Here is a 21,875-nt window from a genome sequence, read left to right as displayed (position 1 = left end):
AAGGAGTGATTTTTTGTGAGCAACGCAGTATTGCGACGAAGTTTGGATTTTTAGAGATGCCCTTAGATAACAAGGGGAGCATTGAAATGAGTATTTTGGACAGTCTCAATCAGCAACACGCCATCGAGAACCACGTACAACTGCGCGAGATCGCCGACGGCGTGATCATCGCCGAGGTCGCCAACCAGCACGCATTGGCCAACATCGCGCTGCAGGGTGCGCACATCGCCACCTTCCAGCCGCGCGGCGAAGAGCCCGTACTGTGGCTGTCACCCAACGCCAAGTTCGCACCTGGCAAATCCATACGCGGTGGCGCGCCGATCTGCTGGCCATGGTTCGGCCCGCACAAGACCGACAGCAGCCTGCCCGGCCACGGTTTTGCCCGCACCGTGCCGTGGGAACTGCTGGAAACAAAGGCCCACTCTGACGGCTCCACCAGCTTGCGCTTCGGCCTGATTGAGAACGACACCACGCGCGTGCAATGGCCGCATGCCAGCACCGCGCAACTGGAAGTGACCGTGGGCAGATCGCTCAAAGTCGAACTGGTCACCACCAATACCGGCGATGCACCGTTCGAGCTGGGCGAAGCCCTGCATACCTACTTCCAGATCAGCGATGTCGACAACATGACCATAACCGGGCTGGAAGACTGCGAATACCTGGACAAAGTGCTGGACTTCACGCGTTGCACCCAGCAGGGCGGCATCAAGATCGAGAGTGAAGTGGATCGCGTGTATGTGAACACCGAGGCCGATTGCGTGATCGAGGACAAAGGTTTGAAGCGCGCCATCCGTATCGCCAAACAAGGCAGCCGCTCCACTGTGGTGTGGAACCCGTGGAAAGAGAAGGCCGAGAAGATGGGCGACTTCGGCCCCGCCCTGCATCGCGACATGGTGTGTGTGGAGAGCGGCAATGCACTGGAGAACGTCATCACCCTGCAGCCCGGCGAGACGCATCGCTTGGTGGCGGAGTACAGCGTCGAAAAACTGTAACGTGTCCACGTCATCCCCGCGCAGGCGGGAATGACAGACGAAAAAATAGCCGCTTTGCAGCGGCTATTTTCATTGCATCGACAAACTTAGTTCGCGCGGCGCTTGAACTCGTTGGTGCGGGTGTCGATCTCGATCTTGTCGCCGATCTCGATGAATGCGGTCACAGGCAGTTCAAAACCTGAACCCACCAGTTTGGCCGGCTTCATCACCTTGCCGGAAGTGTCGCCGCGCACAGCAGGCTCGGTGTACTCGACTTCGCGCACGATGGTGTTCGGCAACTCGACGGAGATAGCTTTGCCTTCGTAGAAGGTCACTTCGCACTTGTCTTCCATGCCGTCCATCAGATAGTTCACTGCGTCACCGAGGTTCTCTGCTTCGACTTCATACTGGTTGTACTCTTCGTCCATGAACACATACATCGGGTCCGAGTAGTAGGAGTAGGTGCACTCTTTCCTGTCGAGGATGATCTGTTCGAACTTGTCATCGGCCGCGTACACGGTTTCTTTGCCGGAACCGCTCAGCAACCCCTTCATCTTCATCTTCACCACGGAACCGTTACGGCCGGAACGGCTGTATTCGGCCTTCAGGATAACCATCGGCTCGCCGCCAACACTGATCACGTTACCGGCGCGGAGTTCTTGTGCTGTTTTCATGTTTACTGCCCTAAAATTTTGAGGCGCGGATTCTATGCAACTTGGCGGGAAAAATCCAGCAGATTCAATGCAAGATCATTCCCTGACAGTCGTTTCCCCCACGCCAGGCCATGCTCCGCCAGCAGTTTGTGCCGTTCATTGAACCGCTCCCAGGCAGCCGCGACATCCGTCCCGCCGTTCCATGCCCGCCATAGATCCCGCACCGCCAGCGCGGCATCTTCCGGCAGCCCCTCGACATAGCGCGCCCGCAAAGCCTCCAGTTTTTCCAGATGAACCCCGTCCTGCTGCGCATATATCTGCCAAATGAAGGGCTTGGCCGCCCATTGCGCCCGCACGCAGGAATCCTCGCCGCGCACGAAATTGACATCGCAAGCCCACAGCAGCCGGTCGTATTCCGGCTGCTCGACGAACGGCAGCACATGCACGGTCAGGCTATCGCACTGCCAGACATCGCCTGCCCGCCCGCCCGCATGGCCGAAGAAAGCCGCCACCTGCGGCATAGCGCGCCCTTCCGGCAACAGGCAACGCAGCGGGGATACCCCATCCGCCCAAGCCTGCAGCAACGGCGCAATAGCCGCATTCTCATAGCTGAACAGCGATACGCGCAGCTCCCCCGTCTGCCGTTGCGGCGGCACCCCCAGTCCTTGCCAATAGCGCGCCTGCATCTGTGCGTCTGCACGGAAGGCATCGCGTTGCGCCAGCAAGCCGCGTTCGATCAGCAAGCCGCCCGTCCTGACGGTGAACCCCGGGAAAAAGAAATACTTCGTGAGCGGCAACTGCGGATGCGGAGAAGGTAGCTTGTGGTGTGACTCCACCCAGTCTTCCGCGCTGAGATATTCCAGATTGAGCCAGACGGGCTTGCGCTCACACGCCGCCATCGACGCGATATAGCTATCCGGCAATCTGCAGGCGAACGCGCCTATCACCAGCTCCGCCGTGGCAAACTCCGGCATGTCCGCCGTCCATAGCCGTATCTCGACACCGCGACACGTCTGCTGCGACAGGGCGACATCCAGTTCCGGCAACATCCGCCCGAAACTATGCAGGTCATCCACCCACAAGCGCACCGCCAACCCATGCTCGTTCGCCAGCTGCCGCGCCAGCCGCCAGCACACGCCGATGTCGCCGTAGTTGTCCACCACGGTGCAGAAGATGTCGCAGCTGCGCGGAAAATCCTTCTCCATCACTATGCCGCCTGTTGCTCCAACACGAAGCGCGCGCCCGCATCCTGCCCCAGCAGCGCCACCAGCTTGGGCATCACTTCCTGCAAGGTGGCATGCAAGGTCCACGGCGGATTGAGTACGAACATGCCGCTGCCGTGCATACCGAAACCGTCTTCGGACGGTGATTGCACATGCAACGCGACATGCAGCCAGCTCTTCACCGGCAGGCGTTTCAGCTTGTCGGGCAGGCGCTCTGCTTCTTCACGCTGCAGACAGGGATACCACACGGCGTAGGTGCCGTTGGCGAAACGCTTCAAGCCTTCCTGCAAGGCCTCGACCACGCGCTTGTAATCCTGCTTCTCTTCGTAGGGCGGGTCGATCAGCACCAGCGCGCGGCGCGGCGGCGGCGGCAGCAGCGCCTTGAGTGCGGCGAATCCGTCCGACTTCTGCACCATCACCTGTTTGTCGTGCGCGATGAAGTTCTCCGTCAGGATCTCGTAATCGGAGGGATGCAATTCAAACAGGCGCAACCGGTCCTGATCGCGCAGCAGCATCTGCGATACCAGCGGTGAACCGGGATAGAGCTTCAGCCGGCCCTCGGGATTGAGTCGTTTCACCAGCGCGACGTACTCGGCCAGCGCAGGCGGCAAACCCTTGGCTTCCCACAAACGCGCGATGCCGCTTTCGTATTCCGCGTTCTTCGCGGCGTAGCCGCTGAGCAACTCGTAACACCCCGCGCCGGCGTGGGTGTCGATGACCCAGTAGGGTTTGTCTTTCTGCGCCAGATACTGCAGCAACTGCATCTGCACAAAGTGTTTCAGCACGTCGGCATGGTTGCCGGCGTGAAAGGCGTGGCGATAACTCAGCATGGTTCTTTACCTTTGAAAGGGGCGCTATTCTGCATGCAAAGCTTCGACCGGGTCGAGCTTTGCGGCGCGCATGGCCGGGATGACACCGGCAGCGAGGCCGATGGACACGGCGGTCAGCTCGGCCAATGCGGCGAACATCCACGGGGTATGCACCGGCAACGCGGGAACCAGCAGATGCAGGCCCTGTGCGATGCCTATGCCCAGCAGCAAACCCAGGCCACCGCCCAATGCGGAGAGCATCATGGCTTCGCCGAGGAACAGCACCAGCACCTGTTGTTCGCGCGCACCCAGCGCGCGCAGCAGGCCGATCTCGGCGGTGCGCTCGGTGACGGCCATGGTCATGATGGTGAGGATGCCGACAGCGCCGACCAGCAGCGAGATAGCCCCCAAGGCGCCGACGGCGAAGGTGAGGATATCCAGCACCGAGCTCAACACTTCCAGCGCCTGCTCCTGCGAGATGATGGTGAAGTCCTCGCGGCCATGCACTTCGATCAACCGGTTCTTGATCAGGCGGATCAATACATCCGCCTCGACATCGGCGCGATAGCTGACGTTGACTTCCATCAGTCCGGGACGGTTGAGCAGTTCCATCGCCCGTGCCGCCGGGATGAACACCGCGTCGTCCATATCCATGCCGAGCACCTGGCCCTTGGATTCCATCACGCCGACCACGCGGTAGCGCTGTCCGCCGACGCGCAGATACTGTCCCAGCGGATTGGTGTCGCCGAACAGTTCCTGTTGTATCTTCGAGCCGATCACCGCCTGCGCGCGCGCCTGCTCGTCATCCGCATCCGTCCAGAAGCTGCCGCTCTGCACCTTCATGGTGAAGGCTTTGCCGAAATCGCGCCCCTCGCCCAGCACCATGGTGCGGCGCGTCTTGCCCTCGAATCTCACTTCCGCGTTGCCCATCAAACCCGGAATGACATATTCCACATAGGGCAGGCGGCGCAAGGCATCGGCATCTTCCAGGGTGAGCGGACGGGCCGAACCGAAGATGCCAACATTTCCGCCCTGCGTCTGGGTCTTGCCCGGCTGCACGCTGATGATGTTGGTGCCGAACTGGGAGAACTCGCTGAGCACGAACTGGTGCAGCCCTTCGCCGATGGAGGTGAGCAGGATCACGGCGGCGATGCCGATGGCGATGCCCAACCCGGTGAGGAAGCTGCGCATCCGGTAGGTGAGGAAGCTGGAAGAGGTGAGCGTGATCAGGTCGCGGATATACATGATCATTTCCCCGCGAGCGCGGCGACCGGATCCAGTTTCGCCGCGCGTCGCGCCGGCCACACGCTGAACAGGATGCCGGTGCCCAGTGCGGTGGCGGTAGCCGCGACCACCGCCCACCAGGGCGGCGAAACGGGCAGACTGGGGTATATCTGTCCGATGATGAAGCTGCCGGCATAGCCCAATGCCAGTCCAGCGACACTGCCGATTGCGGATAGCAGCGCGGCCTCGGCAAAGAACAGATGCCGTATCTGCTTGCCCGGCGCACCCAATGCTTTCAGCAGACCGATCTCCTTGACCCGTTGCGCCACGGCGATGAGCATCACATTCATGATCAACACGCCCGCCACCGCCAGACTGATGGCAGCGATGCCGCCCACTGCCATGGTCAGCGCACCGAGGATGCGGTCGAAGGTCTGCAACACCGCATCCTGGGTGATGACGGTCACATCGCGCTCACCGCTGTGCCGTTCAACCATGATGACTTCCGCATCACGCGTGACTTGCTCGACGCTATCGCGGTTCTTGGCTTCGATCAGGATGCGGAACAGGCCAGAGTTGTTGAACAACTGGTGCGACGCCGCGACCGGGATGATGACCAGTTCGTCGGTGCGCATGCCCATGGATTCGCCCTGCGAAGACATCACACCGATGACGCGGAAGCGGCGATCCCCAAGGCGCACCCACTGCCCCACGGCCTGCTCGTTTCCGAACAGTTCGCGCTTCATCTGGTTGCCCAATACGCACACCGACGTCGTATCGTGGATATCCCCCTCCGGCAGGAAGCGTCCGACCGCCATCTCCATATGGCGCACAGCCAACAACTCGGAAGTAGAGCCCAGCACCACCACTTCACGGTTCAGCGCACCGCGCGACAGCGAAGCGGAGCCGACCGTGAGCGGCGCGAAGCGTTTGATGGCGCGGCTGCGCAGCAGGGCCTGCGCGTCATCCAGTGTGATCTCGCGCGGCGTCTGGCCGGACATCAGGCCGGGGCCGACCCCGGACGTCTCGGTGCGCCCCGGCAACACGATGACCAGATTGGTACCAAGCGAAGCGAACTGATCGACCACGTAGCGGCGTGCACCCTCGCCCAAAGCAGTGAGCACCACCACGGCGGCGACACCTATGGCCATCGCCAGCATCATCAACAGCGTGCGGGTGGGGCTGCCACGCAGGCTGCCGGAAGCGAATTGCAATGTATCGGACAGTCTCACTTTGCCTGCTGTTCATCGGACAGGATGCGCCCGTCCAGCATGTGGATACGGCGATGGGCGCGCGCGCCGATCTCGGCATCGTGCGTCACCAGCACCAGCGTGATGCCCTGCTCCAGCAAACCTTCCAGCAGCTTGAGCACTTCCCAGCCGGTGGCCTGATCGAGGTTGCCGGTCGGCTCGTCTGCCAGCAACACCGAAGGATTCATCACCGTGGCACGGGCGATGGCCACGCGCTGGCGCTGGCCGCCGGAGAGCTGGTCCGGCTTGTGGTCGGCGCGATCCGACAGGCCGTAGTTGCGCATCAACACCTTTACCCGTTCCTTGCGTTCCTCGACGGGGATGCCGGCCAGGATCATCGGCAACTCGACGTTCTGTGCGGCGGTGAGGCGCGGCACCAGATGGAAAGACTGGAACACGAAGCCGATCTTCTCGCGCCGCACGCGTGCCAGTTGCTCGTCGTTCAGGTCGGTGACGTTGCCGCCGTCCAGCAGATAGGTACCCGAACTCGGCCGATCGAGCAGGCCGAGCATATTGAGCATGGTGGATTTGCCGGAGCCGGACGGCCCCATGATGGAGATATACTCGCCCGCCCCGAAACTGAGATCGATGTCGCGCAAAGCCGCGACTTCCTGGTCGCCGACCGTGAATGTACGGCATACATTCTGCAGTTCGATCATTTTGCTGCGGGTTGAGCGGCTTCCGGCTGGACGCTCGCGCCGGCTTCCACGCCGTCTCGGTCCAGCGATGACACCACCCGGTCACCCTCCGCCAAACCGGCCAGCACTTCGACCTTTTCCCAATTGCTCAGGCCGGTGGTGATGACGCGCTCTTCCAGCACGCCTTTGTCACCGTAGCGCAGCACGCGATCACCTTCCAGCAAAGTCGACGTCGGGATGCGCAACACATTCTGCCGTGTCTCATAGATGATCTCGACATCGGCGCTATAGCCGACCAGCAGGCTGTCGCTTGCCGCTGGCTTGTCGAACTCGACCTCGACTTCGACCGTGCGCGCCTGTTTCTCCAGATCGAGTACATAGGGCGCGATGCGGCGTACCTTGCCATTGAAACTTCTTCCCTTGATCGCATCCAGCGTGATGCGACTGACCTGCCCGACTTTCAATTTGGAAGCATCCACCTCGTCGATAGGCGCGCTGACATACATGCAACTATCGTCGATAAGATCGATGGCGGGAATCGTCAGAATACCGGGCGGTGATGGAGTAGCGTATTCACCCAACTCGCCGCTGATGTCCGCCACGATGCCGTCGAACGGCGCGCGCAACACCATGCGTTCCAACGTGGCCTTGGCGACTCTGACGCGAGAGCGACTCTGCTCCACATCGCCATTCGCGGAAGCACATGCAGAGCGCTTCGCCGAAGCTTCTGTCATCGCACGATCGAGCTGTTGTACCGAGATGAAACCTTTGGCTCGTAGCTCCTGCGAGCGTACGGCATCGCGTTGTGCGGCGTCGGCCAGCGTGCACACTTCCTGCACACGCGACAACGCGACCTTGAGTTGTTCCTGCGCCAGACTCTCCTGCGCGTGCAGATCGTTGTTCCACAACTCCAGCAATATCTGATCCTTCTTTACGCGCTCGCCTTTCTTCACCAGCAGCTTAGAGATCTGCCCGCCTGCCGAGGGCGACATCTTGGCGCGGCGGCAGGCATTCACCGTCCCCGCACGCGTATTGCTGACCGAGGACTCCACGATGCCGCGCTCTACTTTCTGCAAGACCACGGGAATCGGTTTGGCTTTCGGAAACAGTAGAAAGGCTGCTGCAACAAGAGCCGCTACTACAACAGCAATAATGATCTTTTTGCGGCGGGAATAAGGCGAACCGGAAGTCGGTAAGGTCATTGTTACTCCTGACTGTTCGCTGCGAAATGGCGAAAAGAATGGTGCCGATGAGGGGAATCGAACCTCTGACCTACGCGTTACGAGTGCGTTGCTCTACCAACTGAGCTACATCGGCGTTTCGGCGCTGAGTATAAGCGGATAGCGCGTCTACGGGCAACGACTAACGCCAGCGATACGGCGAAACATCGAGTGTCTGCGGCTTATCGAAGATCTTATTGAGCAGCACTTCAGCACTGGCCGGTGCCATGGTGACGCCGTAGCGAAAATGCCCGCCGTTGATGTACAGATTCTCCAAAGAGGGATGACGATCGATGGTCGGAATGTTGCCGTTAGAGCCGGGACGCAAGCCTGCCCAATGACGCACGATCGGCATGTCCTGCAAAGTAGGCAACAACGCGATAGCGCGCTGCAACATAGACTCGCGCGCCTCTTCCGTCGTGGATTTATCGAAGCCGACATCTTCCAGCGTACTGCCGATCAGTAGATGGCCGTCTTTGCGTGGAATGAAGTACAGATCACCCTTCAGCAGGATGTGGGGTAGCGGAGGAGCGTCGAACTTGAACAACAGCATTTGCCCGCGGATGGGTTTGATATCTAGTTGCTGTGCATGCTCGCCCAGCAGCGCCTTGCTCCAAGCGCCCGCCGTCAACACATAGTCATCCGCTTTAAAATCACCCTGGGTGGTGTGCACATGCCGCACCCTACCCTCAAGTGATTCGACCGCCAACACCTCGCACTGCTCAACGATACGCCCGCCGAGCTGAAGCACTCTTTCACGCATGGCGTGCAACAAACGCGGATTGCGCACTTGTGCGATCTCCGGCAAAAAGATGGAATCATCGGCCAGCTCGTAGCGCATACCATGCGCCTCACACCAATCGACAGCCACTTTCGGATCGAACGGCGACAACACTCGCATACCGCAACGCAGATACTCGGTATCCACACCCGTCTCGGCCGTCAGCTCAGCAGTGAAACGCTCGAAACGCGACATGCCCAGCAAAGCCAAACGCGTGACTTCCTCAGAATAATCCCAAGGACACAAAGGCGACATGATGCCGCCTCCCGCCCAGGATGCCTCCTGCCCGACCTCGCCGCGCTCCAGCACGGTCACCGCCGCACCCGCGCGCAACAACGCCTCGGCCGTGGACAAACCCAACGCCCCAGCGCCAATGACAAGGTAATGCGCTTTCACTAAAATTTTCCAATCTGCTTGCAAGGCGCACATTGCCGAGTGTAAATAAACAGACAGCGGGGGCTATCTGTGTGGCGGAACGCAGCCATTAGCGCCAAGCAATGGCGCTACCCGTACAGTTGTCCGCGCTTTGATACCACTGACGCTGCCCCTTCTCGTTGAGGGTCAGGCAGCCGTCGCCCACTTGCGCCGTGCCTGCCTTGGGTTTTGCCTGAATTTCAAAGGTCTGACCGGGTGTTCCGTTGAATTGCATGGTGTAGCGCCCGTCTTCGGTTTCTGCCGGACTTTTTCCCAAGCCTCCAGTAGCCTGTCCATCATATGCCGTGGTCATATTGGCAGTATAGGCACTGGAATTGAGGTAAATCTTCTCTTGCACACTGGCCAGTTGCAGCAATTCAGTTTGTGCCGCGGCACGCGCACTGCGCACCAGATAGCTGCTGTAGCTAGGCATCGCGATGGCGGTGAGTATGCCGACGATGACCACCACAATCATCAATTCCACCAAGGTGAATCCCTGTTGCGATTTCATGTGCGCCTCACTTAATTGTCGTTGATCAGTTCATGCCAGGACACGCGCCCAGTATGCGCGCGTGTACCGCGCTCGTCACCGCCATTGACGAAGTCATCTTCAGGACGTTCCTTTTTGACAGCATCTGTCACACAGTTGCCATCTGCATCGCAGGTCTCGGTCGTGATAGTCGTGCTGCCATCGGCATTGTAGGTTTCCGTGCGAGTGATGGTCGCCTGCGCACCGGTACTATAGGTGATCACAGTGGTCGTCACATTACCCACCACGGTGCGCGTGACATTGGTCACTGAACCGCCACCGCTGCCACTCAAATTGCCAATCTTGGGATCGGTCGAGCCAGCCGCAGGCGTTGTGGGCGTACTGCCACCATTGTCCGGCCCGGGGCTCTTGATCCAGCCCGCATCACCATAGCAGCCATTGTCCGGGTGGTGCCAGTAAACCGTGTATTCGACCAACACATTAGCGCTGTGCTCGGCACTCTTCACGCGCCAGCCGTATTCCGGGCGACCCAACGGATCGTTCAGTTCGATTGCCGACTGAGGTGTGGTGTCCTTGATGATCTGAACGGTCAGCGCTCCGCCATGACGCACCCCTTTCGAGTTGATGGACACCGTGGAGGCCGACCAGCCCTTGGTGCCCGGCCCATCCACCCCATTGGGGGGCGGAATCACCGGCTGGTACATGTTACCGTCGGTGGTATTGCCGTCCCGTCCGCCGCAGCCCGGGTTGATCGGATGCAGACCGACACGCACATCGCCATTGCCCCACCAGTCCTTGGCGGAGAGCGCATCAGTGGGCATGTTATAGACCAGACTGCCGATCGGTACGAAGCCCGCTCCGGTGCCACCCGTGGTATTGCTGGTGCCGTTGTAGGTAGGCAAATCAGCCAGATTGAGCGTCGCCGTGGTCTGATAATTTTTCACGCTGACATAGCCGTGATCCACGCCCGGATCGTAAGTCGCATCGCCGATGTGCAGATTCACTGCCGGATTGAGGTACTGGTTGTGCACCAGCACCTTGTATTTGATGACACTGCTGATGGCATTCGACAGAAGATGCGAGGTCGCACTCGGGTTGAGCATATCCAGGCCGGTGCGGTCATATTTATCGTCATATTGGTGGATGTGGGCATTGTTATTGCCGTTCTTGGCCTTGCAAGTGGAGGTAACCGTCACATTGGTCAACGCATCCGCCCCGCCGCTGAATGGCGTCACGGTGAGCGCCGGCTTGAAATTGCTCCAGCCGGTGGCGGGTACCGCGGTGATTGCCGCTGTGCCCGGCGTGCCACCCGCCGTCGCAGTGAAAGTCGCCACTTGAGCTTTTGGCAGCGACAGGGTTCCCATTTCCACGCTGCTGCCATTGGCATATGTGGAAGTGTCCACCAGACAGACCGACTTATCATCCATTGCGGCGCAGGTAGGGGTGACGGAATTCCCCCCGACATAAGCCTTGATGACCCCGCTGGTACCGATGGCACTAACGATGGCTGCCGCGGTCTGGCGTTCGCGTTTATCTTTACCTACTGTAATCGAAGTTGACTTGGCGATGATGGCACCCACCTTCACACTGGCGGGACCGACGAGGTCGGCGGCGATCACACTGCCCGGATTCTGGTCTTCGGTTCTGCCACCACTGAACGTAATCAGACCGGTCGGATAAGTCGGCGGCTGTGCCGCAGAGCCGGGAGAGCCGGGCGAACCTGCCTGCGCAGTGCCATCCAGCACGGTCAGCACCTTGCCGTTGTAGGCCGGGCCAGCGGATGGCGCAGTGATGGTGATGACATTGCCGCTGACGGTTGCGGTATAACCGCCGGTCACGGCATTCCTGAGCGTGGCGGCATTGGTCGTGGTGGCCGTGCCATTGGTAATGTTGGCGGTGGTCTGGGTCGGGATCACCGTTGCGCCTTCCACTTCGACACCGCCTAGCGTGGCGGGCAAATAGTCCGTTTGTCCGGCCGTGCCCACGGTGATCGTGGCCGTCGCCTTGGCGGCCGGTACATTCACCCCGGTGGTGGTTGTGCAAAGATTACCGGCAGAACCGTTATAGAAGATGTCGGTATCGAAGTGACCGCCCGTCACGCCATAGGTCACTTCGCTCACCGGGAACACCGCATCGCTGTTGCGGTTAAAGAAGGTGGTGTTGAGGGTTTGCAGCTGCACCAGGATGGGCTGCGACATCACGCCGTTGGCGAGGAACTTGCCGACCGGAATGCCATCCGTACCCTGTATCGCGTCGCCCACAGCAGCCCCGCCGGGCAAGGTATCGCTGAAAATGTATTTGATCCGGTCACCATCGTTCAATATCTGATTGTTGTCCAGATCAAGGAAGGGGGAATTCTTGCTGCCGCCGGTGAGGTAATCCAATTCCATCAACCAGTTCTCGCCATGCACCGTGGTGCCTGCGCTCAAGCCTGAAGTTGCCGTTGCCCCGCTGCCATCGCCGACAATTGACACACTGGGGGCTGAGGTATAACCGGTACCGGAGGAAGTAACGTTGATCGCGGTGATCACCCCGCCCGTACCAATCACCGGTGCCGCACTTGCACCGGTTCCGCCCCCGCCGGAAAAATTAATAGTCGCTGACGTATAGCCCGAACCGCCATTGGTCACGCTCACCGAGGTTACCGTGGATGCCCCGGAGAGCACGGAAACAGTGGGATTATGGCTGCTGAAGTAAAAGCGGCTGCTGGCAATAAAGCTGCCTTCACCCACAATCCTTTCTCCGGCGGGCAGGGCAACCTGCCAACCCTTGTCGCCACCGCTCGCCCAGTTCGGCGTCTGGATGTTCAGGGCGCGCCGCACGCGCGTGGTGACCCCCGCGTCCACATAGGCACGCTCTTGCAGATTGGCAGTCATCAGGTTGGTATTCGCAACCGGCGCGCCGTCCCAGATGCCATACACGTAGTAGGTCGATGTATCCGCAGCATCGGCATCATCGAACATCGTGCCTGTGCCGAACGTGACCATGAACCCGCCACTGGGGTGGAGCGAGACGCCGGGTGTGGCGACGATGGGTTGCAGCGGACTGACCGTATGCAAGGCCGTTGCCGTCCAACTCGCCGTCGAGGTATTGGAAATATCAAATTTCCACAGCGTGCCTTTCAGGTCACCGGCATACACACGATCCACTTTGCCATCGGCATTGGTATCCACCGGTGCCGGATTGAACAGTCCGTTGGGGCTGGCTGCGGTGCCGCTGCTGCCCGCCGCAACATTGGCAATAAGCTGGCCGCTGGCCGCATCTATGACATACAGATGCGCCTGATAATCGCCCAGCGAACTGTCGTTGTAGCCATTACCCGCAATCACCGCATCCTTGCCAGCGTCATTGACCTTGACCATAGCCGGTGTGCCGTACGTGTAACCAAGGTTGTCATAAGCAGTGGAGACGGTCGGGGCGGCATTGTTGAGATCGCCATCCAAGCCGTCGATCTCCCACAGCACCTTGTTGACTACATCGGTTTCACTGCCCGCAGTCAGGCTATCTATTTTCAGCGCATACAGGCCGCGCCCACCGGCACCCAAGCTCCCCACCAGAATGCGCGTCGGCGTGCCACTAATATCGATGCTGCGCACATTGATGCGGCCATCCACATAATAATCGTGCGGATTGCTCGCGCCGCCATAGGGCTTGGCCAGTTTTGCCATCTTGCCGAGCAGCATGGAAGGCACATAGGCCCAGCGTTCCGCGCCTGTGGTCGCATTGAAGGCATGCAGCATGCCGTCGTTGGCACCTACAAACACGGTGGGATTGGTGCTGTCCGCGACGTAGAACGGGCGCGAGTGGATGATGTCGCCCAGCGTGGGGCCGCCCGCCCCGTTCGGCTCGTTGGAGCGGTTGCGCATGCCGGCGGGACTTTCGTTGACGCGCTCGCCGCGCAGGAAATTGACAATTTGCGTGCCGGTGTAGGCTGTCGTGCCAATGGTCGTGGCAGGAAACAAGGTTTGCTGCAAAGCCGACAGGCTGGTATGGCGGAAGGGAATGCCAACAGAAGGGATGGCTGCATTGCGGGTGGCAATATAACGGCCGACATCCCAATCCTGCGCTGCCAGTTGTGCGGCTGCCCCGCCTATCCACGGTTCGGCAGAAAAATTGACGTTGCCGCCGGCATTCACCGGATAGGCAAACAGATTGCCGCTCCAGAATTCACGCTCGTAATCGGGGCGGTAGATTTGTTCGTTGCCCGAGGTGAGATTGAAGTTGGTCACCTCGTCCTGCCCCACATAACCGACCGGCTGATTTTGGGGCGTGAACGCGGTATTGGCTGACGTAATGGCATAAGCCAGATTGGCACCTATCCCCAAAGCGGCCAACAGCGCCAGCCAGGGTACGGACGCCGACGGGCGAACATTTTTCAAAATAGATTCAAGCATGATGCACCTCTCCTTCAGCAAGCCATCAGGACGCTGTAATACGAACGAACGGTGCGTTGCGCACCGCGTCCACCCTCACCACGCGCTGTGATACGGTAAGTATTAACCTTTTTGCATTCCGAACTCTGCGGGATACCGTTGATATAGTTCTCGCCGAACTGCACGGTTTCTGTGGACATCAACTGCACGATGCGGCGACCGGTGGCCGTTGCCGCCGAATCGGCATTATCCCAATTCACCATGCTTATGGCGTCCGCGCCCATCGGATAAAAACCGCTCGCTGCGGCAACCATCGAAGCCGCAGTAAAATCGGCATGATTTATATCGATGGCCCCTGACTTGAGGCCATTCTCGACATCACTCAAGGCAGCCTCGGCATTGTTCAGGGCGTTGTTGTGGAATTGCAGATTACCCGCCAGCTTGTAGGCGGTATCCGACGTCGACATCGACATCACGCCCAGCAACATCAGCACAACCAGCATGATCATGCTGATGACCAGGGTGGAACCGCGCTGTGCAGAAATGTTCATTTTGGCTGCTCCGCTCATAGTTCGTGAAAATTACGCAACTGCACCGTGCTGCTGAAAGTCTGACGGCGAAAACCATCGTTAAAAGTGTCGTTCCAGTCGCCCAGTGTGTAAGTCGTACTATTGCTGTAGCCTTGCTCTGCCTTGGAATTAACGGACAGCAGACTAATACGCACGCTGCTCACATCTTCCCATGCCGCGTCCGGGTTGGCGGCTGCACTGATATCGTCCGCGTTGAACCACTGTGTGGTATTGGCAGCAAACGGGGTGCGCCCATACTCCACCTGCAACTGGGAAATCCCGTCCACCACCAACTCCTTGACGAAAGCGTCGCCACTCAAAGCGAGACGGCACAGCGCCGGACGATTGGCATCGCCGCCGCCTATGCAATCGCCCTGGCCAATGTAATACACGTATTGTTGCACCAAGAAATCAGCCAGCGGCGTACCAAAAGAAGCTACGGTGTGATCTGGTAGATCAAAGTTGGCCGCCACATCTCCGGCTGTCGCCTTGAACATAATCCCCTTGACGAAGGAAGAACGAAAATAGAGATTGCCGCCAATCAATGTTGTGGGCGGCACCAGTGCGGCAGAGGCCACACGGCGAATCACCAGCACATCCCCACCCACATATCCGGTTGCCAGGCAGTTGCCGGTAAACGGGTTGCTGTCGTTACTGCCCCACACGCCCTGGCTAATGTTATTCACAAAACTGCCAGCTGCACCACCGGCTAGGCACTCGTTGGTTACGCTCAAACTGCTTGCCAGCGGCGTCACCCAGGTGTAACCACGGTAATCGGCATGACGCAATTGATTTTGCAGGTGATTCAAAGCGTAGCGGCCGTTCTCGTTCAATTCTGCCGTGTTGTCATTGGTCTTGCTGTTGCGGGCATTGCTGCTCACCACCCCGACCAAGCCGGCGATGATCGCCAGACCGATGGTGATGGAAATCATCAGTTCGATCAGGCTGAAACCACGCTGACCGCGATCAAAACGCGAGGGGGCGCGAAAAGTTTTCATTAATCTTCTCCTTTACCTCAACTGCATCCCGAATTGGCGGGCGGACAAAAATGCAGCGTGCGTGCCAGGGTATAACTGAAGGGAATGTTGGAATCGCGATCCGACCACCGTACCTGAATGTCATAGGTCGCGGTGACACTGGGCGGGGTATTGGTAATCGTTGGTGCCACACTCCAGCTTGCACCGGGCAAGGATTGCGCGACAAGGGTTTCCCATTCAGACAAATCGAATTGCGCCATGCTGTCGCCGTTGCAGGCATTGTTCCAGCAATCCGCCACCGCGTTGGCGGCAGCAACAGAACTGGCGGCATAAGCGCCGGTGATGGCCGCCGCCTTGTTGGCTTCCATGCGCTCGGCCAGATCCGCCGCCAAAAACACCGCCTGGGTACGAAACTCGCTGTTTTTGCCGACTTTCATCGCATACAGTTGCAGCCCGGCCGTGCCCAGCAATGCTGTGGCGATGATCACCAGCGTGATCAAAATCTCCAGCATGGAGAATCCGCGCTGTGAGGGGTGTATCGCATGCCGCAATGCTGACATTTGAACCTCCTACAATTTTGCAATATTGCCGGTCACTGCCACCTTGATCTGGCGTGCTTGATGGCCGGAAAACGTTCCATCCAAGGTCAGCGTCGTGGCACCGGAAGCATTGCTGCCATCAGGATGGAACTGCACAGAAGTCACCGTCGTTACCAAAGACAGTTCAGACGACAAGGGGGCATGCACTGCTAGAACGGCATTGCAAGTAATGCCACTGCCCACACACACCAGCCAGCCATTTTGCCAGTTAGTGGTATTGCCGCAGGCAGTATCACTGCCACGCACACAGAGGATGGCCGAGGTGTTGCGCTTGATTGCTTCGTTGCGTGCGCGATTCAAATCGCTCACCAGCTGACTGAACACCGAGTCCTGCCGAGTGCGGCTGATGAGTTCGCTAAATGAGGGCGCAGCCAGCGAGGCAAGGATTGCGAAAATTGCAATGACGATCAGCAGCTCAACCAGTGTGACGCCTCGTTGTGTAGTCTGAATAGGCACGAATTTTTTCCAAGGTTGTTTAGTGCGCAGTATTAAGCGATGAAATCGTGATAGCCAGCGACAGTTGCACGAGCGGTATCGCGCGCCGACGAACGGCAAAATTTTAGGAAATAAGTGATTTGGGCAAAGGAAACACCACATTCTCCTCTATCCCATCCAACTCCTTCACCTCACCCACACCCAGCTCTTGCAATCGGGCTATCACCTCAGTGACCAACACCTCTGGCGCTGATGCACCGGCACTGATGCCGATGTTCTGTCTGCCTTGCAGCCATTCCGGCTGCACTTCACTGGCGTTATCCACCAGATAAGCCGTTACGCCGATGTTCTTGGCGACTTCGCGCAGGCGGTTGGAGTTGGAGCTGTTCGGGGAGCCGACCACGATGACTAGATCGCACTGTTGAGCCAGTAACTTCACGGCATCCTGCCGGTTCTGCGTGGCGTAGCAGATGTCGTCTTTTTTGGGGCCGGTGATGGATGGGAAGCGTACTTTGAGGGCCGCGATGATGGTGCTGGCATCGTCTACCGACAGCGTCGTCTGCGTCACATAGGACAGGTTCTGCTCGTCCTTCACCTGCAAAGTCTCTACATCCGCAGGTGATTCGACCAGATACATGCCGCCTTCGCTCTGCCCCATCGTTCCTTCCACTTCGGGATGACCCTTGTGACCGATCATCACGATCTCTTTGCCCTGATCGTGCATGCGCGTCACTTGCAGGTGAACCTTTGTCACCAAAGGACAGGTCGCATCGAATACGGTGAGGTTGCGCGCTTCCGCTTCACGGCGCACTGCCTGCGACACGCCATGGGCGCTATAGATGAGGATGCTGCCGGACGGCACATCCTTCAGCTCTTCGATGAAGATCGCACCCTTGGCCTTCAATCCTTCGACCACGAACTTGTTGTGCACGACTTCGTGGCGCACATAGATCGGTGCGCCGTGCAGTGCGATAGCGCGCTCGACGATCTCGATGGCGCGGTCTACGCCTGCGCAAAAACCGCGCGGATTAGCTAGCAGTACGTTCATGTCTCTTTCCTCGAATGCCGTCCCAGATTAGCAATGCGGCGCCGCAGGTGATCGCCGAATCGGCCACGTTGAAGGCGGCGAAGTGATAGCCCGCCGCGTAGAAATCCAAGAAGTCGACCACGTAGCCGTAGGCGATGCGGTCGATCAGATTGCCCAGCGCGCCGCCGAGGATCAGCGCCAACGCCAAAGCGAATAGCTTCTCCGCCTGATGTTTACGCAACAACCACACGATCCACACCGAGGCCACGACGGCGATGAGGGAGAACAGCCAGCGCTGCAAACCGCCCGCTTCGCTCAGGAAGCTGAATGCCGCGCCGGTGTTGTGCGCCAGCACCAGATTGAAGAACGAGGTGATGGGGAGCGATTCACCATAGACAAAGTGACTGGTGATGGCGAGCTTGCTCGTCTGATCGAGCACGATGACGATGACTGCCAGCAGCAACCAGCGCTTAAGCATGCTGTCGCGCCTCGCCGTCGCCGAACAGATTGCTCACGCAGCGCCCACACAGTGTCGGATGGTTGGCATCGCTGCCCACGTCCTCGCGGTAGTGCCAGCAGCGTTCGCATTTCTCATGCGTGCTTGGTGTGACTTTGATGTCCAATTCGCCTTCATGCAGATGCACATTGGCACGCGAAGTGATGAGCACGAAACGCAGATCATCATCCAAACGGGACAACAACTCGAAGGTCTCTTTCGCCGCATACACATCCACCTCGGCTTGCAAGGCGGAACCGATGGCACCCGCTGCACGTTGCTCTTCCAGCTTCTTGTTGACCTGTTCGCGCACCGCGCGGATGTCTGCCCAGGCACTCACCTGCTCGCCGCTCAAACCGCTGTCCGGCAATGCATACCACTGCTGTTCGAACACACTCACCTCGTCGCCGCCGTTCAGCGTCGCCCACACTTCCTCGCCGGTGAAGCTGAGTATGGGCGCGATCAAACGCGCCAATGACTGCGTGACGTGGTACAGCGCGTTCTGCGCGGAGCGGCGTGCTGGCGAAGATTCGCCTGCGGTGTACAGACGGTCTTTCAGGATGTCGAGATAGAAACCGCCCAAGTCTTCCGAGCAGAAGCCCTGCAGCTTCTGCACTGCCAGGTGGAACTCGTAACGGTCGTAATCGGCGCGCACGTCGTCTTGCAGTTCCTGCATCAGGGCCAGCGCATAGCGGTCGATCTCCAGCCATTCGGCCACCGGCATCGCATCGCGTTTTGCATCGAAGTCGCTCACGTTGGCCAGCAGGAAACGCAGGGTGTTGCGGATGCGGCGGTAGCTGTCGGTCACGCGCTTGAGGATCTCGTCGGAGATGGTCAGCTCGCCGGAGTAGTCGGTCGCTGCCGTCCACAGGCGCAGCATGTCCGCGCCCATGGTGTCGATCACCTTCTGCGGCGCGATGACGTTGCCCTTGGATTTCGACATCTTGTGGCCCTTGCCGTCCACCACGAAACCATGCGTGAGCAAAGCATCGTAAGGCGCGCGGCCGTTGATGGCGCAGCCGGTCAGCAGGGAAGACTGGAACCAGCCGCGATGCTGGTCGGAACCTTCCAGATACAGATCGGCCGGTGAACGCAGACCTTCGCGCTTCGCCAGCACGGCGTAGTGCGTCGCGCCGGAATCGAACCACACGTCCAGCGTGTCGGTCAGTTTGCGGTAGTGCGCGGCATCGTCGCCCAGCAGGTCGGCGCTGTTCAGCGAGAACCATGCCTCGATACCGACCTGCTCCACGCGTTTTGCCACTTCTTCCAGCAGTTCCGGCGTGCGCGGATGCAGTTGCAATGTCTCTTTGTGCACGAAGAACGGCATCGGCACGCCCCAGTTACGCTGACGCGACACGCACCAGTCGGGACGGTTCTTGATCATCGCCTCGATGCGCGCACGGCCCCATGACGGGAAGAACTTGGTATCCGCGACCGCATCATTGGCCAGTGCACGCAAGCTCACGCCCTCCTCGCCCTGCTCCATGCCGATGAACCACTGCGGCGTGGCGCGGAAGATGATCGGCGTCTTGTGGCGCCAGCAATGCGGATAACTGTGTGTCATCTTCTCCTGATGCAGCAGATGACCGCTGGCTGCCAGCGCCTGCAGCACGATGTCGTTGCCCTTCCACACGAACACACCGGCCAGCGGCGTCTCGCCCACCGGCAAGGTGGTAGAGATGAACTTGCCGTCGTCGCCCACCGGATTCTCCACCGGCAGGCTGTATTTCTGGCCGACCACATAGTCGTCCACACCGTGCGCCGGCGCGGTGTGCACCAGCCCGGTACCGGCTTCCAGTGTGACGTGTTCGCCGCAGATGATGGGCACGATGCGGTCGTAGAACGGATGCTGCAGCGGCAGGTTCTCCAGCGCACTGCCCTTGCCTGCGCCGACCACTTCCGCCTGCAGTTGATAGCGCTGCACGCAGGATTCGAGCAACTCGCCCACCAACAACAGATAACCCTTGTCGGTCTTGGCCAGTCGGTATTCATGTTCCGGGTGCACGCTCACGGCCTGGTTGGCAGGCAGCGTCCACGGTGTGGTGGTCCAGATCACCGCATACACCTTCGCGTCACCGGGCAGCGACACCCCGAGCGCACGGCCCAGCGCCTCGACATCCTTCACCTCGAAACCGACGTCGATGGCGGGCGATACCTTGTCCTCGTATTCCACTTCAGCCTCGGCCAAAGCAGATTGGCAATCCAGACACCAGTTCACCGGCTTGCGCCCCTGATACAGGTAACCGTTCTGCTGGATCTGACCCAGCGCGCGGATGATGTCCGCCTCGGTCTGGAAATCCATGGTCAGGTAAGGATTGTCCCAATCGCCCAGCACGCCCAGACGGATGAAATCCTTCTTCTGGCGCTCGACCTGTTCTTTCGCATATTCGCGGCACAGCTCGCGGAACTGCGACGGCGGGATAGCCTTGCCGTGCTTTTTCTCCACCTGCAACTCGATAGGCAGACCGTGGCAATCCCAGCCCGGCACGTAAGGCGCGTCGAAACCGCTCAGCGTCTTGCTCTTGATGATGATGTCCTTGAGCACCTTGTTCACCGCGTGACCGATGTGGATGTCACCGTTCGCATACGGCGGGCCGTCGTGCAGGATGAACTGCGGGCGTCCTTTGGCCGCCTTGCGGATGCGCTGGTAGCGCTGCTGCGCCTGCCAGTGCGCCAACATCAGCGGCTCGCGCTTGGCCAGATCGCCGCGCATGGGGAACGCCGTGTCGGGCAGATTCAGGGGATATTTCTTCTTGTCTTCACTCATGATCGATAAACCATTGCTTTGCATTATTCACATCCGACGCGATCTGCCGCGTCAGCGCTTCCAAACCGTCGAACTTCATCTCGTCGCGCAACTTATGCAGGAATTCCACCCGCAGATGCTTGCCGTATATCTGCTGTGCGAATTCGAACAGATGCACTTCCAGCACATATTTCGCATCGTGCTTCAGCGTCGGCCGCAGGCCCAGACTGGCCACGCCCTGCAACACGCCGATACCGTCCGAATGCACCTGCACCACATACACGCCCTTGAGCGGCGGCAGGTTGTGCTTCATCTGGATGTTCGCCGTGGGATAACCCAGCTTACGACCCATCGCATCGCCATGCACCACGCGCCCGCTGATACTGTAGGGGCGGGCGAGATAATCGCGGGCGATATCCAGTTTGCCTTCCGCCAGCGCCGTACGGATCGCCGTGCTGGAGACGCGCACCCCGTCGAACAACACACTATGCATCGCCACCGCCTCGAAACCGTGTTGCGTCCCAGCCTGCTGCATCAACGCAAAGTCACCGCCGCGCCCGCTGCCGAAACGAAAATCGTCACCGATCAGCACATGCTTGGCACACAAGGCTTGCGCCAGGGTCTGCGCGAAATCTTCCGCTGTCCGTTGTGCGAACACCTTATCGAAGGGACACACATACACGCGATCCATGCCCATCCCGCGAAACAACTCCAGCTTTTCGCGCAGACTGGTCAGCCGCGCCGGCGCCTGTTGCGGCGTGAAAAATTCGCGCGGATGCGGCTCGAAGGTCACCACTGCCGTCTGCAAACCACGCGCCTGCGCCGTCTCGCGCAACTCCTGCAGCATCGCCTGATGCCCGAGATGCACCCCGTCGAAATTGCCGATGGTGACCGCCAGAGGTCGAAAATCCGTAGAATGGAGGCCGCGTAGAATCTGCATAGGGCGCGGATTATACAGCCTTACACCCCGTAATCACCCC

General features: G+C 59.4%; 19 protein-coding genes and 1 tRNA gene. 1 reads left to right on the top strand and 19 read right to left on the bottom strand.

Features of this window, described 5'->3' with window-relative positions; all coding sequences use genetic code 11:
• Positions 1 to 86: 86 nt before the first annotated feature.
• Positions 87 to 992 carry a D-hexose-6-phosphate mutarotase gene (locus tag ACYCZ5_RS11135; protein WP_461544873.1) on the top strand — a complete coding sequence of 302 codons (906 nt, stop codon included), beginning with the start codon at positions 87 to 89 and terminating at the stop codon, positions 990 to 992.
• Positions 993 to 1,078: 86 nt separating this feature from the next.
• Here the strand turns inward: ACYCZ5_RS11135 and efp are convergent, their stop codons facing one another.
• The 19 genes from efp to ACYCZ5_RS11040 all read right to left on the bottom strand — a co-directional run bounded on the left by efp (position 1,079) and on the right by ACYCZ5_RS11040 (position 21,835).
• Entirely contained in the window at positions 1,079 to 1,645 is a 567-nt protein-coding gene (gene efp / locus ACYCZ5_RS11130; RefSeq protein WP_461544872.1) for an elongation factor P, read from the bottom strand.
• Positions 1,646 to 1,677: 32 nt separating this feature from the next.
• Positions 1,678 to 2,829 (bottom strand): elongation factor P maturation arginine rhamnosyltransferase EarP, encoded by a 1,152-nt coding sequence (gene earP, locus ACYCZ5_RS11125; protein WP_461544871.1) that lies wholly within the window; start codon positions 2,827 to 2,829, stop codon positions 1,678 to 1,680.
• A 2-nt stretch (positions 2,830 to 2,831) separates the two neighbouring features.
• The gene (locus ACYCZ5_RS11120) at positions 2,832 to 3,677 is read right to left on the bottom strand and encodes a 23S rRNA (adenine(2030)-N(6))-methyltransferase RlmJ (RefSeq protein WP_461544870.1); all 846 of its coding nucleotides are present in this window, start codon (positions 3,675 to 3,677) and stop codon (positions 2,832 to 2,834) included.
• Between the two features lie 24 nt (positions 3,678 to 3,701).
• Positions 3,702 to 4,901 (bottom strand): ABC transporter permease, encoded by a 1,200-nt coding sequence (locus ACYCZ5_RS11115; protein ID WP_461544869.1) that lies wholly within the window; start codon positions 4,899 to 4,901, stop codon positions 3,702 to 3,704.
• 2 nt (positions 4,902 to 4,903) lie between these two features.
• Positions 4,904 to 6,112, bottom strand: coding sequence for an ABC transporter permease (locus tag ACYCZ5_RS11110; protein ID WP_461544868.1), 1,209 nt, complete (start codon positions 6,110 to 6,112; stop codon positions 4,904 to 4,906).
• The gene (locus tag ACYCZ5_RS11105) at positions 6,109 to 6,789 is read right to left on the bottom strand and encodes an ABC transporter ATP-binding protein (RefSeq protein WP_461544867.1); all 681 of its coding nucleotides are present in this window, start codon (positions 6,787 to 6,789) and stop codon (positions 6,109 to 6,111) included. The genes ACYCZ5_RS11110 and ACYCZ5_RS11105 overlap by 4 nt, the downstream gene beginning before the upstream one ends.
• Positions 6,786 to 7,970: an efflux RND transporter periplasmic adaptor subunit gene (locus ACYCZ5_RS11100; protein ID WP_461544866.1), complete on the bottom strand. Its 1,185-nt coding sequence runs from the start codon at positions 7,968 to 7,970 to the stop codon at positions 6,786 to 6,788. The genes ACYCZ5_RS11105 and ACYCZ5_RS11100 overlap by 4 nt, the downstream gene beginning before the upstream one ends.
• Before the next feature lie 39 nt (positions 7,971 to 8,009).
• Positions 8,010 to 8,085, bottom strand: a tRNA-Thr gene (locus tag ACYCZ5_RS11095).
• A 45-nt stretch (positions 8,086 to 8,130) separates the two neighbouring features.
• A complete protein-coding gene (gene thiO, locus ACYCZ5_RS11090; RefSeq protein ID WP_461544865.1) occupies positions 8,131 to 9,165 on the bottom strand; it encodes a glycine oxidase ThiO in 1,035 nt (344 codons plus the stop codon).
• An 88-nt stretch (positions 9,166 to 9,253) separates the two neighbouring features.
• On the bottom strand, positions 9,254 to 9,694 hold the full coding sequence (locus tag ACYCZ5_RS11085; RefSeq protein WP_461544864.1) for a type IV pilin protein: 441 nt from the start codon (positions 9,692 to 9,694) through the stop codon (positions 9,254 to 9,256).
• An 11-nt stretch (positions 9,695 to 9,705) separates the two neighbouring features.
• A complete protein-coding gene (locus ACYCZ5_RS11080) occupies positions 9,706 to 14,067 on the bottom strand; it encodes a PilC/PilY family type IV pilus protein (protein ID WP_461544863.1) in 4,362 nt (1,453 codons plus the stop codon).
• A 14-nt stretch (positions 14,068 to 14,081) separates the two neighbouring features.
• A complete protein-coding gene (locus tag ACYCZ5_RS11075) occupies positions 14,082 to 14,597 on the bottom strand; it encodes a pilus assembly PilX family protein (protein WP_461544862.1) in 516 nt (171 codons plus the stop codon).
• 14 nt (positions 14,598 to 14,611) lie between these two features.
• Positions 14,612 to 15,613, bottom strand: coding sequence for a PilW family protein (locus tag ACYCZ5_RS11070; protein ID WP_461544861.1), 1,002 nt, complete (start codon positions 15,611 to 15,613; stop codon positions 14,612 to 14,614).
• Between the two features lie 17 nt (positions 15,614 to 15,630).
• The gene (pilV, locus tag ACYCZ5_RS11065; RefSeq protein WP_461544860.1) at positions 15,631 to 16,152 is read right to left on the bottom strand and encodes a type IV pilus modification protein PilV; all 522 of its coding nucleotides are present in this window, start codon (positions 16,150 to 16,152) and stop codon (positions 15,631 to 15,633) included.
• A 9-nt stretch (positions 16,153 to 16,161) separates the two neighbouring features.
• Positions 16,162 to 16,647 carry a GspH/FimT family pseudopilin gene (locus tag ACYCZ5_RS11060; protein WP_461544859.1) on the bottom strand — a complete coding sequence of 162 codons (486 nt, stop codon included), beginning with the start codon at positions 16,645 to 16,647 and terminating at the stop codon, positions 16,162 to 16,164.
• 103 nt (positions 16,648 to 16,750) lie between these two features.
• On the bottom strand, positions 16,751 to 17,674 hold the full coding sequence (gene ispH, locus ACYCZ5_RS11055; protein ID WP_461544858.1) for a 4-hydroxy-3-methylbut-2-enyl diphosphate reductase: 924 nt from the start codon (positions 17,672 to 17,674) through the stop codon (positions 16,751 to 16,753).
• Complete coding sequence (lspA, locus tag ACYCZ5_RS11050) at positions 17,655 to 18,131, bottom strand: signal peptidase II (protein WP_461544857.1); 477 nt, start codon at positions 18,129 to 18,131, stop codon at positions 17,655 to 17,657. Before lspA ends, ispH begins: the two co-directional genes overlap by 20 nt.
• Positions 18,124 to 20,916, bottom strand: a complete 2,793-nt coding sequence (gene ileS, locus ACYCZ5_RS11045; protein WP_461544856.1) for an isoleucine--tRNA ligase — start codon at positions 20,914 to 20,916, stop codon at positions 18,124 to 18,126. The genes lspA and ileS overlap by 8 nt, the downstream gene beginning before the upstream one ends.
• Positions 20,909 to 21,835, bottom strand: a complete 927-nt coding sequence (locus tag ACYCZ5_RS11040; protein ID WP_461544855.1) for a bifunctional riboflavin kinase/FAD synthetase — start codon at positions 21,833 to 21,835, stop codon at positions 20,909 to 20,911. Before ACYCZ5_RS11040 ends, ileS begins: the two co-directional genes overlap by 8 nt.
• Between the last annotated feature and the right edge of the window lie 40 nt (positions 21,836 to 21,875).

Source organism: Sideroxydans sp., from assembly GCF_054604835.1.
Note: the sequence above shows the minus strand (reverse complement) of the source record. Positions and strands in the feature narration are given on the sequence as shown.